The 15990-nt window shown below is 73.6% G+C and carries 13 protein-coding genes; 7 read left to right on the forward strand and 6 right to left on the reverse strand.

All coding sequences use genetic code 11. From position 1 onward, the window contains the following. Positions 1-175 precede the first annotated feature (175 nt). Positions 176-949: a peptidoglycan DD-metalloendopeptidase family protein gene (locus ACZ6Q9_RS04125; protein WP_396827695.1), complete on the reverse strand. Its 774-nt coding sequence runs from the start codon at positions 947-949 to the stop codon at positions 176-178. A gap of 247 nt (positions 950-1196) precedes the next feature. On the opposite strand from ACZ6Q9_RS04125, the gene ACZ6Q9_RS04130 reads away from it, so the two are divergent. The 5 genes from ACZ6Q9_RS04130 (at position 1197) to ACZ6Q9_RS04150 (ending at position 7503) form a co-directional block, all read left to right on the forward strand. Next, positions 1197-2537 (forward strand): ABC transporter substrate-binding protein, encoded by a 1341-nt coding sequence (locus ACZ6Q9_RS04130; RefSeq protein WP_393260892.1) that lies wholly within the window; start codon positions 1197-1199, stop codon positions 2535-2537. 66 nt (positions 2538-2603) lie between these two features. Continuing rightward, positions 2604-3653, forward strand: a complete 1050-nt coding sequence (locus ACZ6Q9_RS04135) for a carbohydrate ABC transporter permease (RefSeq protein WP_393260893.1) — start codon at positions 2604-2606, stop codon at positions 3651-3653. A 1-nt stretch (position 3654) separates the two neighbouring features. Next, positions 3655-4623 (forward strand): carbohydrate ABC transporter permease, encoded by a 969-nt coding sequence (locus tag ACZ6Q9_RS04140; RefSeq protein ID WP_393260896.1) that lies wholly within the window; start codon positions 3655-3657, stop codon positions 4621-4623. A 60-nt stretch (positions 4624-4683) separates the two neighbouring features. Continuing rightward, on the forward strand, positions 4684-5763 hold the full coding sequence (locus tag ACZ6Q9_RS04145; protein WP_396827698.1) for a LacI family DNA-binding transcriptional regulator: 1080 nt from the start codon (positions 4684-4686) through the stop codon (positions 5761-5763). A 63-nt stretch (positions 5764-5826) separates the two neighbouring features. Then, on the forward strand, positions 5827-7503 hold the full coding sequence (locus tag ACZ6Q9_RS04150) for a glycoside hydrolase family 13 protein (RefSeq protein WP_393261653.1): 1677 nt from the start codon (positions 5827-5829) through the stop codon (positions 7501-7503). Positions 7504-7555: 52 nt separating this feature from the next. Here the strand turns inward: ACZ6Q9_RS04150 and ACZ6Q9_RS04155 are convergent, their stop codons facing one another. The 4 genes from ACZ6Q9_RS04155 to xylA all read right to left on the reverse strand — a co-directional run bounded on the left by ACZ6Q9_RS04155 (position 7556) and on the right by xylA (position 12862). Further along, positions 7556-8980: an MFS transporter gene (locus tag ACZ6Q9_RS04155; protein WP_393260901.1), complete on the reverse strand. Its 1425-nt coding sequence runs from the start codon at positions 8978-8980 to the stop codon at positions 7556-7558. A gap of 62 nt (positions 8981-9042) precedes the next feature. Continuing rightward, positions 9043-10155, reverse strand: coding sequence for a DUF5925 domain-containing protein (locus ACZ6Q9_RS04160; RefSeq protein ID WP_396827700.1), 1113 nt, complete (start codon positions 10153-10155; stop codon positions 9043-9045). Positions 10156-10195: 40 nt separating this feature from the next. Further along, positions 10196-11662 carry a xylulokinase gene (gene xylB, locus ACZ6Q9_RS04165; protein ID WP_396827702.1) on the reverse strand — a complete coding sequence of 489 codons (1467 nt, stop codon included), beginning with the start codon at positions 11660-11662 and terminating at the stop codon, positions 10196-10198. Between the two features lie 12 nt (positions 11663-11674). After that, positions 11675-12862 (reverse strand): xylose isomerase, encoded by a 1188-nt coding sequence (gene xylA / locus ACZ6Q9_RS04170; protein ID WP_393260908.1) that lies wholly within the window; start codon positions 12860-12862, stop codon positions 11675-11677. Positions 12863-12938: 76 nt separating this feature from the next. On the opposite strand from xylA, the gene ACZ6Q9_RS04175 reads away from it, so the two are divergent. Next, positions 12939-14177 (forward strand): ROK family protein, encoded by a 1239-nt coding sequence (locus ACZ6Q9_RS04175; RefSeq protein WP_396827704.1) that lies wholly within the window; start codon positions 12939-12941, stop codon positions 14175-14177. A gap of 38 nt (positions 14178-14215) precedes the next feature. Here the strand turns inward: ACZ6Q9_RS04175 and ACZ6Q9_RS04180 are convergent, their stop codons facing one another. Then, entirely contained in the window at positions 14216-14755 is a 540-nt protein-coding gene (locus ACZ6Q9_RS04180; protein ID WP_393260914.1) for a MarR family winged helix-turn-helix transcriptional regulator, read from the reverse strand. A 97-nt stretch (positions 14756-14852) separates the two neighbouring features. Here ACZ6Q9_RS04180 and ACZ6Q9_RS04185 point away from each other — a divergent pair, with 97 nt between their 5' ends. Continuing rightward, complete coding sequence (locus ACZ6Q9_RS04185; RefSeq protein WP_396827707.1) at positions 14853-15983, forward strand: PP2C family protein-serine/threonine phosphatase; 1131 nt, start codon at positions 14853-14855, stop codon at positions 15981-15983. Positions 15984-15990: the final 7 nt, after the last annotated feature.

Here is a 15990-nt window from a genome sequence, read left to right on the forward strand (position 1 = left end):
GGCGGTCGTCCGCCGCCGACCGGGACCCGCCGGGGTCGTCGAGACCGGAACTCCGTCCTCCCGACGGGAGCATCCGGACCCGACGACCCCGGCGCCGTGCTGTCCGCGGGTGGCCGCTCCCGGCGTGTGTGCCGGATGACGGGGCCCCGGGACAGCCCGGGGCCCCGTCCCGCGCTCAGCAGCGGGGCACGTTGGGGATGTAGCCGTCGTGGCCGGTGTAGACGTACGCGTCGGCGATGTAGCGTCCGCTGCCGATCCGGTCCCAGATCGAACTGGTGCCGTAGGTGCCGGTGACGGTGGTGCCGCTGGTCTGGCAGTAGATGGTCACCCGGGTGCCGTCGGCGACGGTGCCCACCGCCTCGTAGCCGGTGCCGGGGCCGGAGCGGACGGTCAGCGGGGTCCCGCTGGTGTTGACCGTGCCGGAGCCGGTGGTGCCGCCGCAGCCGTTGTCGCTGGTGTAGGTCTTCGTCCCCCAGTAGAGGGCGAGCGCGCCGTTGAAACGGACCTGGATGTCGTTGCCGTTGAGCCGCTGCTCGTAGTGCAGGTGCGGGCCGGTGGAGCCGCCGGTGCTGCCGACCCAGCCGATCACCTTCCCGTAGCCGACGGTCTGCCCGACGGAGACGTTGAAGCCGTTGAGGTGGGCGTAGTAGGTGCTGTAGCCGCCGCCGTGGTCGATCCGGACGTACTTGCCGTAGCTGGTCCCGCCGAGGTCCGTGACCCGGTCGACGGTGCCCGGCGCGCTGGCGACCACCGGGTCGCCGAGGTCGTCGGTGCGGTTGAAGTCGATCGCATACGCCGGACTGTGGCCGGTCCGGGTCTGGCCGGACCAGGACTGCCCGCAGGGGAACGGCACCTTGAACGTCGGCGCGGCCATCGCCGGGGCCGCCGGGAGCAGCGCGCCCACGGCCAGCAGACCGGTCGCGAGCAGGCTGAGCCATCGCTTACGCATCCAGAACCTCCAATGTTGAAATTCTTCTATACCTACCTCCAGCGTGACAGAAATCGCCACTCCTGAAAAGATGCGGACGCGTGTCATGGGAGCGCGCCCACGAGGCAACGACAGGGTTTCCGGATTGTTACTCGGTCGTGTCCGGTCTGGGGTGGACCGGGTCGGATGCAAGCGCTTACATGTGTTGATGCCAAATCGGACCGGCGCGCGTTCGATCCCCCACGCGCCGGCAAGGAAGGAGAACGGCATGGCGTTTGCCAGATCACGCCAGGCTCTCGCGATCGCCGGCGTACTGGGGCTGGCGCTGAGCGTCACCGCCTGCGGCACCGGCAACGACAAGAAGAGTGACGCCGCGGGTTCCGCGGAGTGCGCCGCATACGAGAAGTACGGCGACAACGACGGCAAGAAGGTCACGATCTACTCGTCGATCCGGGACATCGAGGCCGACCGCCTGGCGGAGTCCTGGAAGCAGTTCGAGGACTGCACCGGCATCAAGATCGACCACGAGGGAAGCGCCGAGTTCGAGGCGCAGCTCGGCGTCCGGGTCGACGGCGGCAACGCGCCCGACCTCGCGTTCATCCCGCAGCCGGGCCTGCTCAAGCGCTTCGCCGACGCGGGCAAGCTCAAGCCGGTCGGCGCCGACACCAAGAAGATGGCGGAGGAGAACTACCCGGCCGACTGGCTGAAGTACAGCACCGTCAACGGCCAGTTCTACGGCGCCCCACTCGGCTCGAACGTGAAGTCGTTCGTGTGGTACTCGCCGAAGACCTTCAAGGAGAAGGGCTGGACCGTCCCGACCACCTGGGACGACCTGATCAAGCTCAGCGACCAGATCGCCGCCACCGGCACCAAGCCGTGGTGCGCCGGCATCGAGTCCGGTGACGCCACCGGCTGGCCGGCCACGGACTGGATCGAGGACGTGATGCTGCGGACGCAGACCCCCGAGGTCTACGACCAGTGGACCACCCACGGCATCCCGTTCAACGACCCGAAGGTCGCCGAGGCCGTCGACAAGGCCGGCACCATCCTCAAGAACGAGAAGTACATGAACGGCGGCTACGGCGGCGTGAAGAGCATCGCCACCACCGCCTTCGGCGAGGCCGGCCTCCCGATCACCACCGGCAAGTGCGCGCTGCACCGGCAGGCCTCCTTCTATGCGAACCAGTGGCCGAAGGGCACCAAGGTGGCCGAGGACGGCGACGTCTTCGCCTTCTACTTCCCGGCGATCGACCCCGCGAAGGGCAAGCCGGTGCTGGGCGGCGGCGAGTTCGTCGCGGCCTTCACCGACCGCCCCGAGGTCCAGGCGGTGCAGACCTACCTCGCCTCGGGCGAGTACGCCAACAGCCGCGCCAAGATCGGTGACTGGGTGTCGGCGAACAACAAGCTCGACCTGGCCAACGTCGCCAACCCGATCGACAAGCTCTCCGTCCAGATCCTCCAGGACAAGAGCTCGGTCTTCCGCTTCGACGGCTCCGACCTGATGCCGGCCACGGTCGGCGCGGGGACGTTCTGGAAGGGCATGGTCGACTGGATCAACGGCAAGGACACCGCGACGGTGCTGAACGGCATCGAGAGCAGCTGGAAGTGATCTGAACGGTGGGCCGGTCCGCGGACGCGGGCCGGCCCACCGGCAGATCCAGACCTGGGAGGGTCGATGGAGTTCGACTTCGCGGAGGAACAGCCAAAGTTCCTCATGCTGATGTACGGGCTGATCGCTTTCGTCGCGGTGGTGGGCGGTCTGCTCCTGCTCCTCGACGTGGTGCCGGCCTGGTTCGCCCGCCGCCGGGAGGCGCAGCTCGTCGCCGCCTCCGCAAGCGGCGCCCCGCTCCCCCGCCGGCGCAAGCCGCGCGAGGGCGTGTTCGCGCTCTTCTTCCTGCTGCCGACGCTGCTGCTGCTGACCGTCGGGCTGGTGGTGCCGGCCATCCGCACCACCATGCTGTCCTTCATGGACGCGGGCAGCAACGACTGGGTGGGGCTGCGCAACTACGGCTGGATGTTCTCGGAGGACTCGATCGTCCGGGTGCTGCTGAACACCCTGATCTGGGTGCTGCTCGTCCCGCTGGTCGCCACCGCGTTCGGCCTGATCTACGCGGTCATGGTGGACAAGGCCCGGTTCGAGGCGGTCGCCAAGTCACTGATCTTCCTGCCGATGGCGATCTCCTTCGTCGGCGCCAGCATCATCTGGAAGTTCGTGTACGCCTACCGCGGCGACGGGCAGGAGCAGATCGGCCTGCTCAACCAGATCGTGGTGAGCCTCGGCGGCGAACCGAAGCAGTGGCTGCTGGAGTCGCCGCTGAACACGCTGCTGCTGATCGTGATCATGGTGTGGATCCAGGCCGGGTTCGCCATGGTGGTGCTCTCCGCCGCCATCAAGGCCATCCCCGCCGACATCGTGGAGGCGGCCCGCCTCGACGGGGTCACCCCGTGGCAGATGTTCTGGCAGATCACCATGCCGAGCATCCGGCCGGCGCTGATCGTGGTCGTGGTGACGCTGTCGATCGCCACGCTCAAGGTCTTCGACATCGTCCGGACGGCCACCAACGGCAACTACGACACCAGCGTGATCGCCAACGAGATGTACAACCAGGCGTTCCGGTACGGCCAGAACGGGCAGGGCTCGGCGCTGGCGGTCTTCCTGTTCGTCCTGGTGGTGCCGATCGTGATCTACCAGATCCGCAACCTCCGACAGCAGCGGAAGGGCTGAGATGACCACCGCAACGCCCACCGTCGCCGCCGGCACCCAGAAGACCGACGGCCGCACGTCCACCACCGCCGCGCGGGTGCGCAAGCGGCTGAACAGCCGCACCGCCACCCTCGTGTCGATCGTCATCGCGGTGCTCTGGACCATCCCGACCTTCGGCCTGTTCATCTCGTCGTTCCGGCCGGAGGACCAGATCAAGAGCAGCGGGTGGTGGACCTTCTTCACCGACCCGCAGTTCACCTTCGAGAACTACCAGGAGGTGCTGTTCGGGCGTTCCTCGTCGTCCGGGCAGCTCGCCAGCTACTTCATCAACTCGCTGGCGATCACCGTCCCGTCGGTGCTCTTCCCGCTCGCCTTCGCGGCCCTGGCCGCGTACGCGCTGGCCTGGATCAACTTCCGGGGGCGGGACTGGGTGTACATCGCGATCTTCGCGCTGCAGATCGTGCCGCTGCAGATGGCGCTGGTGCCGCTGCTGAAGTTCTTCTCCACCGGGGTCACCGTCGGCGGGGTCACCGTGCTGCCCGCGTGGGACCTGGTCGACGAACAGAAGTTCGCGCAGGTGTGGTTCGCGCACACCTGCTTCGCGCTGCCGTTCGCGGTCTTCCTGCTGCACAACTTCATCTCGCAGCTCCCGGGAGACCTGATGGAGGCCGCCCGGGTCGACGGGGCCACCCACCCGAAGATCTTCCGCACCATCGTCCTGCCGCTGATCACCCCGGCGCTGGCCGCGTTCGGCATCTTCCAGTTCCTCTGGGTCTGGAACGACCTGCTGGTGGCGCTGATCTTCGCCGGTGGCGGCAACGAGACCGCTCCGCTCACCGTTCGGCTGGCCGAGATGGCCGGCACCCGGGGCAACGAGTGGCAGCGGCTCACCGCCGGCGCGTTCATCTCGATCGTCGTACCGCTGATCGTCTTCCTGTCCCTCCAGCGCTACTTCGTGCGGGGCCTGCTCGCCGGCAGCGTCAAGGGCTGACGCCTCTCCGCCGCCGCCGGGACACCGGCGGCGGCGGAGCCGGCGCGAAGCGGGGGTACCGTGACGAAGATCGATGATGTCGCACGCCTGGCCGGGGTCTCCACGGCCACCGTCTCCCGGGCGCTGCGTGGGCTCCCGACGGTCTCGGCCGCGACCCGGCGGCGCGTGCTCGCGGCGGCCGAGCAACTGGAGTACGCCGTCTCGCCGAGCGCCTCCCGGCTGGCCGGCGGGCGCACCGGCGCCATCGCGGTCGTGGTCCCGCGGATCACCCGGTGGTTCTTCGCCACCGTCGTGGAGTCCGTCGAGGAGTTCCTCCACCAGTCGGGCTACGACCTGCTGCTGCACAACCTCGGCGGGCGGGAGCAGACCCGCCAGCGGGTGCTGAGCGCCGCCAACCTGCACAAGCGGGTGGACGCGATCATGCTGGTCGCCACGCCGCTGCGCCCCGCCGACCTGATCGCCCTGACGAAACTGGCGCTGCCCGGGGTGACCGTCAGCTCCGGCTCGGTCGTGCCGGGCTGGCCCTGCGTACGCATCGACGACGTGGACGCCGCGCGGACCGCCACCCGCCACCTGCTCGACCTGGGCCACCGCCGGATCGCGCACATCTCCGGCGACCCGGAGGACGAGCTGGCCTTCACCACGCACCTCGACCGGCGGCGGGGCTACCGGGACGCGCTGCGCGACGCCGGCCTCGCCCCGGACCCGGACCTGGACGTGGAGTCGCAGTTCACCATCGACGGCGGCACGCGCGCCACCGAGGAGCTGCTCCGCCGCGGCGACGCGCCGACGGCGATCTTCGCCGCCTGCGACGAGATGGCGATGGGGGCGATGACGGCACTGCGGGACGCCGGCCTGCGGGTGCCGCAGGACGTCAGCGTCATCGGCGTCGACGACCACGACCTGGCCCGCGTCGTCGGCCTGAGCACGATCGCCCAGCCCGCGGCGGAGCAGGGCCGGCTGGCCGCCCGGATGCTGCTCGACCCGCTCGTCGGCCGGCGACCAGAGCCGCCCGGCCCCGACGCGGGCGCGGGCCGCGCCCCGGCCCGCCGGGCACCCGGCGACCCGCCGGGAACGCCCGTGATCCTGCCCACTCGACTGATCGTGCGGGAATCGACCGCGCCGCCCCGGGCACACTGACGGGGACCGCCGATCCCCGGCACCACGCACCCGACCGTACGGCTCGACACACGGGAGAAGGCCCTGAACAGCAACCCGACACACCAGGACACGCCCACCGACGCGGCCACCGGTTGGTGGACGCGGGCCGTCATCTACCAGGTCTATCCGCGCTCCTTCGCCGACTCCGACGGCGACGGGATCGGTGACCTGCCCGGCATCACCGCCCGCCTCGACCACCTCGTCGAGCTGGGCGTCGACGCGGTCTGGCTGTCGCCGTTCTATCCGTCGCCGCAGGCCGACGCCGGCTACGACGTGGCCGACTACCGCGACGTCGACCCGCTCTTCGGCGGCCTCGCCGACGCGGACCGGCTGATCGCCGAGGCGCACTCGCGCGGGCTGCGGGTGATCGTCGACCTGGTGCCCAACCACACGTCGTCGGCGCACCGCTGGTTCACCGCGGCGCTCGCCGCCGCCCCGGGCAGCCCCGAACGCGACCGGTACGTGTTCCGGGACGGCCTGGGACCGGACGGCGACCGCCCGCCGAACGACTGGCAGAGCGTCTTCGGCGGGCCGGCCTGGACCCGGGTCACCGACCCCGACGGCCGACCCGGCCAGTGGTACCTGCACCTGTTCGACACCGGGCAGCCCGACCTCAACTGGGACAACCCCGAGGTGCGGGCGGAGTTCCTGGACGTGCTGCGGTTCTGGCTGGACCGGGGCGTGGACGGCTTCCGGGTCGACGTGGCGCACGGCCTGATCAAGCAGGCCGACCTGGCCGACTGGCAGGAGCCGCAGGAGATCCTCTCCGGGCGGGAGGTCGACAAGCCGCGCCCGCCGATGTGGGACCAGGACGGCGTGCACGACATCTACCGGGAGTGGCGCCGGCTGCTGGACGGCTACCCGGGCGAGCGGATCCTGGTCGCCGAGGCATGGGTCGAGCCGGCCGAGCGGCTGGCCCGGTACGTGCGCCCCGACGAGATGCACCAGGCGTTCAACTTCGAGTACCTGCTCGCCTCGTGGACCGCGCCCGCCCAGTACGCGGTGATCACCCGCTCGCTGGAGGCCACCGACGCGGTCGGCGCCCCGACCACCTGGGTGCTGTCCAACCACGACGTGGTCCGGCACGCCTCCCGGCTCGGGTTGCCCGTCGGCGGCAAGCGGCCCAACGGCATCGGCATCGGCGACCCGCAGCCGGACGCCGCGCTCGGCCTGCGCCGGGCCCGGGCGGCCACCCTGCTGATGCTCGCCCTGCCCGGCTCGGCCTACCTCTACCAGGGCGAGGAGCTGGGCCTGCCGGAGCACACCACGATGCCCGACGAGGCGCGGCAGGACCCGACCTGGGTACGCAGCGCGCACACCGAGCGGGGCCGGGACGGCTGCCGGGTGCCGATCCCGTGGGAGGCCGACGCCCCGTCGTACGGCTTCGGGCCGACCGACGCGAGCTGGCTGCCGCAGCCGCCGGTCTGGGCGGAACACGCCCTGGACCGGCAGCGGGGCGTGCCCGGCTCGACGTACGAGCTGTACCGGACGGCACTGCGGCTACGCCGCGAGCACGACCTCGGCGCGGGCCCGCTGGAGTGGCTCGCCAGCGGCGACGAGGTGCTCTCCTTCCGCAACGGCGGGCTGACCGTGCTGACCAACTTCGGCGACGCCGCCGTGCCGCTGCCGGCCGGCACCGAACTGGTGCACGCCAGCGCCCCGCTCGACACCGACGGCGCCGTCCCCACCGACGTCACGGTCTGGGTCCGGCCGGCCTGAGCTGTAAGGAAGGGCCCCTTGTTAACGCATAGCGTTAACAAGGGGCCCTTCCTTACAGCCGCTCGGCGCGGGTGTGCAGGAGGTCGTGGACGTCGGCGATGTCGGTCGGCGAGGTCCGCGACGCCAGCCAGTACATGATCCCGGTCGGGATGAAGAAGAGCTGGAAGGCGGCCAGCCCGACGGCGTAGTTCAGCGGCGGCGGGAAGGCCGCCCGCAGCCCGTGGAAGGCGACCCCGACCAGCCCGTTGCCGGCCGCCCGTCCGACGCCGTTCACCAGGTTGCCGAGGCTGTAGACGGTGCCCCGGTGCTCGGGCGGGTTGACGTCGGCGATCAGGGCGAACCAGTTCGGCGAGTTCGCGGAGGTCAGCGCCAGCGCCACCACGGCGGTGAGCAGGCTCAGCCCGACCGTCGGCTCGGTGACCACGCTGGCCAGCACCGCCCGGACCACCGTCCCCGCGCCGGCGCCGTCGGGCACGTCGATGCGGATCGGCACGAAGAAGAGCACCAGGTAGAACGGCAGCGCCGCGAGGATGCCGACCGCCGCGACCAGCGCCCGCCCCCTCGGCGTACGGCGTTGCAGGGCGTCGCCGACCAGCCCGCCGACGATGGAGAGCACCCCGCCGAGCTGGAACAGGGTGGCGAAGACGCTGCCCACCACCACGGCGGTGGCGGCGGAGTAGCCCTGGTCCTCGGCCCGCTCGGCGAAGAGTACGGGCAGCCAGACCAGCGACCCGAAGGCCGCCTGCGCGGTGAGGCCCTGCAGGATCAGCCACCGGTTCGTCCGCCTGCCGAGGATCCTCGGCAGGTCCGCCCGGCTGATCCGGTAGTCGTACTCGGCGCCGGTGGCGAGCGCGTCGGCCAGCTCCGGCTCGCTCTGGCCCCGGCGGATGTCGTAGGTGAACAGGTAGGCGGCGGTCGCCAGCAGGCCGACCACCGTCAGCGCCAGGAACGGCCGCCGCCAGTCGGCCGCCCCGAGCAGCCCGCCGACCAGCGTGCCGGCCAGCGTGCCGACCCCCTGGGACAGCCCCCAGAAGCTCATCACCAGCCCCCGCCGGCGGGGTGAGATCAGGTCGGTGACGACCGAGAACCCGACCGACCCGACGGCGCCCAGCCCGACCGCCGCCAGCAGTTGCGCGGCCAGGAACGCGGGGTAGTTCGCCGCGACCGCGCTGCCGCCGGTGCCCAGCGCCCAGATCAGGGTGCCGACCATCAGCAGCGGCTTGCGGTTCGCGCGGTCGCCGACGTACGCCCAGCCCACCGCCGCCACCGCGCTGGCCAGGAAGCTCACGGCGGTGACCAGGCCGAGCAGCCGCCGCGGCACGTCGAAGGCGTCGGCGATCGGCCCGTACAGCGGGGGCACCAGGCCGATCGCCACGTTGTCCAGCGAGGCGAGCAGCACGAAGACCACGACGCTGTAGAACCGGTGCGCGGCCGAGCCGCCCCAGACCCGCGCCGCCCCGCCCCTCATCAAGGTCATGAGCGGCAGCCAACCAGGGTCAGGTCACGAGCGGGTGACGGCGCGCGGGCGGGTCGGGCGGCTCAGAGGTAGCCGCCGATCGCGGGCGGGGCCGCGGGCGGGGCCGGCGTGCCCGCACGCAGCGCGTACAGCTCGGCGAGGGTGGCCCCCTGGGGCGGCACCCCCGCCGACGTGCCCAGCCAACCCGTCGCCTCCTCGTACGACAGCGGGCCCACCTCGATCCGGGCCAGGCAGCGCCCGGGGCGGACCACGGCCGGGTGCAGCCGGGACAGGTCCTCGTTCGTGGTGATGGCGACGAGCACGTCGCGCCCCTGCCCGAGCAGCCCGTCGGTCAGGTTGAGCAGCCGGGACAGCGCCTGGCCGGCGGCCTGCTTCGCCTCGCCCCGGATCAGCTCGTCGCAGTCCTCCAGGATGAGCAGCCGCCACCGGCGACCCGTGCCCGGCTCGCCGTCCTCGTCCCCGACCGCCACCTCCGACAGGTACGCCGGGTCCGCGAAGAGCACGTCCGGGTCCAGCACGGCGTCGACCTGGCACCACTCGCGCCACGCCCGGGCGAGGGCGCGCAGGGCGGTGGTCTTCCCCGTCCCGGGCGCTCCGTGCAGGAGCACCAACCGGCCGGCGAGTTGCTCCGGGGTGGTCGCCATCAGCGCGTCGAGCGCGGTGCGCGCCCCGGCGGCGTAGTTCGGCCGGATTTGCGCCCACTCCGGCGCGGCGATCGACCGCACGTCCCGCTGGCTGCCGCGGCGGGGGTTCTGGTGCCAGAAGCCGATCCGGCCGGCACCCGGGTCCTCCGGTTCGGCGGCGCCGTCGACGATCCGGTCGAGGGCCGCCCGGCCGATCTCCTCGGTCACGGCCGTGACGGTCACCTCGGCGCCCCGCCCCTTCCAGGTGACCACCCGGGCCGTCCAGCCGTCGCCGGCCAGCAGGCGGGACCGCTGCCGGTTCTCCACCGCCGTACGCAGCAGCCGCCCGTCGGGGGCGGTCAGGGGCGCGTCGGGGCGCACCCGGGAGAGCCGGACCGTGTGCGACCACGGGTGCCGGCCGGTGACGAAGTCCGCCAGGACCAGCGCGTCGATGACGTCGCAGGGGGTGTCCGCGTCGTCGTACTGGAGCATCGAGGGGATGCCGGTCCCGACGGTCACCGGCGCCTCGTCCGCTTGGGGGGTGGTTCGCATCCGTCGATGATCGCGAGCCGGGGCGCGCCCGTACAGTCGTTTACTCCTCGCCGGCCGGGGCGCGTTCGAGTCGGTCGAGGAAGCGGCCGCGGGCGGCGGCGTACCGCTCGCGGACGGCGGGGACGGGTGCGGCGGCGTACTCCTCGGTGTCCCGGACCGGCCAGGTGGGGGGCGCCGCGCCGCCCAGGGCGACCCAGGCGGCCTGGCGGGCGGCGCCGTCGGCGACGTACTCCCCGGGCGGCGGGACGACCACCGGCACCCCGAGGACCTCGGGCGCGATCCGGCGCACCGCCACCGAGCGGGCTCCCCCGCCGACGAGGATCACCCGGCGCACCGTGGCGCCCTGGGCGGTGAGCGCGTCGAGGCCGTCGGCGAGGGCGCAGAGCAGGCCCTCGACGGCGGCCCGGGCCAGGTGGGCCGGGGTCGAGGTGCGCAGGGTCAGTCCGTGTACCGCGCCGGTGGCCAGCGGCCGATCGGGGGTCCGCTCGCCCTCGAGGTAGGGCACCACGACCAGGCCGTCCGCGCCGGCGGGGGCGGCGAGCGCCAGCGCGGCCAACTCGTCCAGGTCGACCCGGAGCAGGGCCGCGGCGGCGTCGAGCACGCGGGCGGCGTTGAGCGTGCAGACCAGCGGCAGGAAGCGGCCGGTGGCGTCGGCGAAACCGGCGACCGCGCCGGTCGGGTCGGCGGCGGGGGTGTCGGCGACGCTGAACACGGTGCCGGAGGTGCCGATGGAGAGCACCACGTCGCCCGGCCCCGCGCCGACTCCGAGCGCGGCGGCGGCGTTGTCTCCGGTGCCGGGGCCGAGCACGGCCCCGTCGGGCAGTCCCGGGCCGGCCGGGAAGGCGTCGGGGCGCAGCGCGCCGGCCGGTTCCGCCGGGCCGAGCACGGCCGGCACGTGCGGGCGCCGGCCGAAGGCGCGCTCCAGCAGGTCGAGCCGGTAGTCGCCGGTGGCCGGGGACCAGTAGCCGGTGCCGCTGGCGTCGCCCCGGTCGGTGCGCAGCGCCGCCAGGCCGGGCGCGCCGGCCAGCCGCCAGGTCAGCCAGTCGTGTGGCAGGCAGACGGCCGCCACCCGGGCCGCGTGCTCCGGCTCGTGCCGGGCCAGCCAGCGCAGCTTGGTGGCGGTGAAGCTGGCCACGGGCACGCTGCCGACCGCGTCCGCCCAGAACCGGCGGCCGGCCGCCCCGCCGCCGGCCTCCTCGACCAGCTCGGCGGCGGCCCCGGCGGAGCGGGTGTCGTTCCACAGCAGCGCGGGCCGGACGACGGTACCCGCCGCGTCGAGGCAGACCATGCCGTGCTGCTGGCCGGCGACGGAGACCGCCGCGACGTCGGCCAGCCCGCCGGCGGCGTCGACCGCCGCGGCCAGCGCGGACCACCACGCCGACGGGTCGACCTCGGTGCCGTCCGGGTGCGGTGCCCGGCCCTGCCGGAGCAGGGCACCGGTCTCCGCGTCCCGGACGACGACCTTGCAGGACTGGGTCGAGGAGTCGACCCCGGCGACGAGCGGCATCTCCGGCGGCCCTCAGCGCGCGCCGAGCAGGTGCTCGACGGCGAGCTGGTTGAGCCGGACGAAGCCGAAGCCCCGCGCGGCGGCCCCGTCGACGTCGAACTCCTCGAACGCGGAACGGTCGGCGAGCAGGTCGGCGTGGCCCTCTCCCGCCGCCAGCGTCGGCGTGCCGAGGTCGGCGACCCGGCTGGCCGCCAGCGCCTCGGCCACCTCCGGATCCGCTCGGAAGGCCGCCGCCCGCTCCTTGAGCAGGAGGTACGTCCGCATGTTCGCCTCCGCCGACGCCCAGACGCCGGCCGTGTCCTCCGTGCGCGAGGGCTTGTAGTCGAAGTGCCGGGGGCCGTCGTAGGCGGGCGCGCCGCCGGGGCCGCCGTGCTCCAGCAGGTCGACCAGGGCGAACGCGTTGAGCAGGTCGCCGTGGCCGAAGACCAGGTCCTGGTCGTACTTGACGCCGCGCTGGCCGTTGAGGTCGATGTGGAACAGCTTGCCCTGCCAGAGCGCCTGGGCGATGCCGTGGGCGAAGTTCAGCCCGGCCATCTGCTCGTGCCCGACCTCGGGGTTGAGCCCGACCAGCTCGGGGTGGGCCAGGGTGGAGATGAAGGCGAGGGCGTGCCCGACGGTGGGCAGGAGGATGTCGCCGCGCGGCTCGTTCGGCTTGGGCTCCAGGGCGAAGCGCAGGTCGTAGCCGCGGTCGACGACGTACTGGCAGAGCAGGTCGACGGCCTCCCGGTAGCGGTCCAGGGCGGCCCGGACGTCCTTGGCTAGGTCGTACTCGGCGCCCTCCCGACCGCCCCACATCACGAAGGTGCGGGCGCCGAGGTCGGCGGCGAGGTCGACGTTGCGCAGCACCTTGCGCAGCGCGTAGCGCCGGACGTCGCGGTCGTTGCTGGTGAATCCGCCGTCCTTGAACACCGGGTGGGTGAACAGGTTGGTGGTCACCATGGGCACCACCAGGCCGGTTTCGTCGAGCGCCTTGCGGAACCGGGCGACGTGCCCGTCGCGGGTGGCGGCGTCCGCGCCGAAGGGCACCAGGTCGTCGTCGTGGAAGGTGATCCCGTACGCCCCGAGCCCGGCGAGCCGGTGCACCGCCTCGACCGGGTCCAGCTCCGGCCGGGTGGCGTCGCCGAACGGGTCGCGGGCCTGCCAGCCCACCGTCCAGAGGCCGAAGGAGAACTTGTCGGCGGGGGTGGGACGGGGCGCCATGGCAGACCTCCGGGGGTGTCGTCCGCTATTTGTTCAGTGGTTGAATTATTCGATCGACCTGTGGCAGCGTCAAGGAGTGACCCGACCCGACGCCCCGCCGGGGCCGGTCCGGCAGGGCAGCCTGCGCGAGTGGAACCTCGCCGTGGTGCTCGGCCGGATCGCCGCCGCCGACCGCCCGCCGTCCCGGGCCGAGCTGGCCACCCGGACCGGCCTGACCCGGGCCACCGTCTCGGCCGTGGTGGAGGACCTGCTCGCCGGCCGGCTGGTGCGCGAGGCGGAGCCGACGCCGCGGACCGGCGCGGGGCGGCCGTCCCGGGGCCTGGTGCTCGCCACCGACGGCCCGGCCGGGCTTGGCCTGGAGGTCAACGTCGACTACCTGGCCGCCTGCGTGGTCGACCTCGCCGGCCGGGTCCGCCACCACACGGTGCTCCGCGCCGACCTCCGGCCGGTCTCCCCGGCCGAGGCCGTCGCCCGGCTGGCCGACCTGGCCGCCCACGCCCGCGCCGAGGCGGCCCGCGAGGGGCTCACCCTGGCCGGCGCGGCCCTCGCGGTGCCCGGCCTGGTCGACGACGCCGGGCTGGTCCGCCTCGCGCCGAACCTGGGCTGGCGCGACGTGCCCGTTCCCGCCCTCCTCGCCGGGCATCCGCCGCTGACCGCGGACGTGGACGGCGTGCCACCGCTGGTGGTCGACAACGAGGCCAACCTCGCCGCGCTGGGTGAGCTGCACGCCGGACCGGCCGGCCCGGCCAGCTTCCTGCACGTCTCCGGCGAGGTCGGCATCGGCGCCGGGATCGTCCTGGACGGCTCCCTGTTCCGGGGCGCCCGCGGCTGGAGCGGCGAGATCGGCCACGTCCCGGTCCGCCCCGACGGCCGGCCGTGCCGGTGCGGGGCTCGGGGCTGCCTGGAGACGTACGCCGGTCAGGAGGCCATCCTCGCGGCGGCCGGCCTGGCCGGCGCGGACCTCCCGGCGGACACCGCGACGACCCGGCTCGCGGAGCTGGCCGGGGCGGGCGACCCGGCGGCGCTGCACGCCCTGGCCGACGCCGGAACCGCGCTCGGGGTCGCCGTGGCCGGGGTGGTCAACCTGCTGGACCTGGACACCGTGGTGCTCGGCGGCGGGTACGCCCCGCTGGCGCCCTGGCTCCGCCCGCCGGTGCTCGCCGAGGTCTCCCGCCGGGTGCTCACCGCGGCCTGGTCGCCGGTCACCGTCCGCCCCGCGGCGCTCGGCGGCGCGGCGGCGGCCGTCGGCGGGGCCGGTTCGGTGATCCGCCGGATCCTCGCCCGACCCGCCGGCTGGCTGACCCGGCAGCCCTGAGCCCGGCTTGCGGACGGTCCGGGCGTGCCGCCGGCGGGTCAGGCCGTCCTGGCCACCCTCGGCTCGTCGCCGGGCCACTCCTGCTTCGGTGGGCCGACCCGAGGCTCCGCCGGGCCGCCCGCGCCGGACCAGGGGCCGGCCGGCTCGACGGACTGGACGGACGCGTGGCGGCGGCGCGCCGCCTCGTCGAACTCCCGCATGCCCCGCAGCAGGGCCTGCCGCCCCTCGGGGGTCATGTCGCCGAGGATCGCCGCGAGCTGCTGCCGCCGGTCGTCGCGCAGCTCGGCGAGGAGCCGGTGGGCCTCCGGGGTGAGGTGCAGCGAGATCTCCCGCCGGTCGAGGCGGCCGGGCTCGCGTTCCATCATGCCGGCGGCGACCAGCCGGTCACAGAGCCGGCTGGCGGAGGAGAGCAGCATGTCGAGCCCGGTGGCCAGGCGGCGGAGGTTGATCCCGTCGTGCTGCTCGACCAGCATGATCGCGCGCAGCTGGGCGCCGGAGACGCGGCTGGTCGTGCGCTCCCGCGCGGCCTCCCAGACCGTCAGCAGGGCATCGGCCACCGCGTCGAGCTCGGCAGCCATACTCGTCTGGGGCCCCTGGGGACCGTGCACTTCCGCCATGGTGCGCCCGAGACTACTCCGAAACCGCTGGTGCGGGCTCGCGACCAAGGAGCCAAGGATGAGCGAACCGGTCGACCGGGTACGGCGCGCCCTCAACGAGGCGCCCGCCGATCTCCTGCTGGACCGGGTCGCCGACACCCTGGCCGGGGCCTACGGGATCACCCGGGTGCAGCTCCTCCAGGTCGACTACCGGCTGGCGGCGCTGCTGCCGCTCGGCGACGGGGAGCCGGTCACCGGCCCGGGGCACCCCGCCTGGCGCTGCTTCGACCACCAGACCCCGATCGTCGCCGACGACACCGCGTACCTGCCGGTGTCGATGCGCGGGGAACGCCGGGGGGTGCTGCGGGTGGCGCCGGCCCCCGGCGACCCGGGGGCGCTCCACGAACTGACGGAGACCGCCACCGCGCTGGCCCACGAGATCGCCGCGGTCAGCGCCGGCACGGACGTCTACCGGGCCGCACGGCGCAGCAGGAGGCTCACCCTCGCCGCCGAGATGCAGTGGGAGATGTTGCCCGGCCGCAGCCGGATCCGGCCCTCGTTCAGCCTCGCGGGGCAGCTCGAACCGGCGTACGCGGTGCGCGGCGACAGCTTCGACTGGTCCGACGACGGGGAGCGCGTCTGGCTCTCCACCATCAACGGCACGGGCGAGGGGGTAGCCGCCACCATGCTCACCTCGCTCGCCACGTACGCGCTGCGCAACGCCCGCCGGGCCGGGCTCGGCCTCGCCGACCAGGCGGCCCTCGCCGACCAGGCGATCTACGACCTGCACCGCGGCGACCAGCACCTCGCGGCGCTGCTGATGGACCTCGACCTGCGCTCGGGGGTGCTGACCGTGGTCGACGCCGGGTCGCCCCGCCTCGTGCTGCTGCGCGACGGGGAGGTCCACCAGCTGCCGCTGGAGGCGCAGTTCCCGCTCGGCATGTTCGAGGCCACCGACTACCACGAGCAGCGGATCGAGCTGTGCCGGGGCGACCGGCTCTTCGTGGTCAGCGACGGCGTCGTCGACGCCACCGGGCAGGACGTCCGGTACGGCGAGACCGCGCTGGACCGGTTCCTGCGCCGGACCGGGCCGATGGAGCCGCTGGACGCGGTGCGCTCGCTGATCGGCGACCTGCGCGCGTTCGTCGCCGGTGACCTGGTCGACGACGCGGTCGTGGTGTGCCTGGACTGGACCGGCCCGCAGGACTGACGCCCGC

Source organism: Micromonospora sp. NPDC049139, from assembly GCF_055586845.1.

Coding starts and splice junctions, on each gene's coding strand:
- ACZ6Q9_RS04185 (WP_396827707.1), top strand. CDS start 14,853: ATGAGCGAACCGGTCGACCGGGTACGGCGCGCCCTCAACGAGGCGCCC.
- ACZ6Q9_RS04135 (WP_393260893.1), top strand. CDS start 2,604: ATGGAGTTCGACTTCGCGGAGGAACAGCCAAAGTTCCTCATGCTGATG.
- ACZ6Q9_RS04130 (WP_393260892.1), top strand. CDS start 1,197: ATGGCGTTTGCCAGATCACGCCAGGCTCTCGCGATCGCCGGCGTACTG.
- xylB (WP_396827702.1), bottom strand. CDS start 11,662: ATGCCGCTCGTCGCCGGGGTCGACTCCTCGACCCAGTCCTGCAAGGTC.
- ACZ6Q9_RS04180 (WP_393260914.1), bottom strand. CDS start 14,755: ATGGCTGCCGAGCTCGACGCGGTGGCCGATGCCCTGCTGACGGTCTGG.
- ACZ6Q9_RS04125 (WP_396827695.1), bottom strand. CDS start 949: ATGCGTAAGCGATGGCTCAGCCTGCTCGCGACCGGTCTGCTGGCCGTG.
- ACZ6Q9_RS04160 (WP_396827700.1), bottom strand. CDS start 10,155: ATGCGAACCACCCCCCAAGCGGACGAGGCGCCGGTGACCGTCGGGACC.
- ACZ6Q9_RS04140 (WP_393260896.1), top strand. CDS start 3,655: ATGACCACCGCAACGCCCACCGTCGCCGCCGGCACCCAGAAGACCGAC.
- ACZ6Q9_RS04155 (WP_393260901.1), bottom strand. CDS start 8,980: ATGACCTTGATGAGGGGCGGGGCGGCGCGGGTCTGGGGCGGCTCGGCC.
- xylA (WP_393260908.1), bottom strand. CDS start 12,862: ATGGCGCCCCGTCCCACCCCCGCCGACAAGTTCTCCTTCGGCCTCTGG.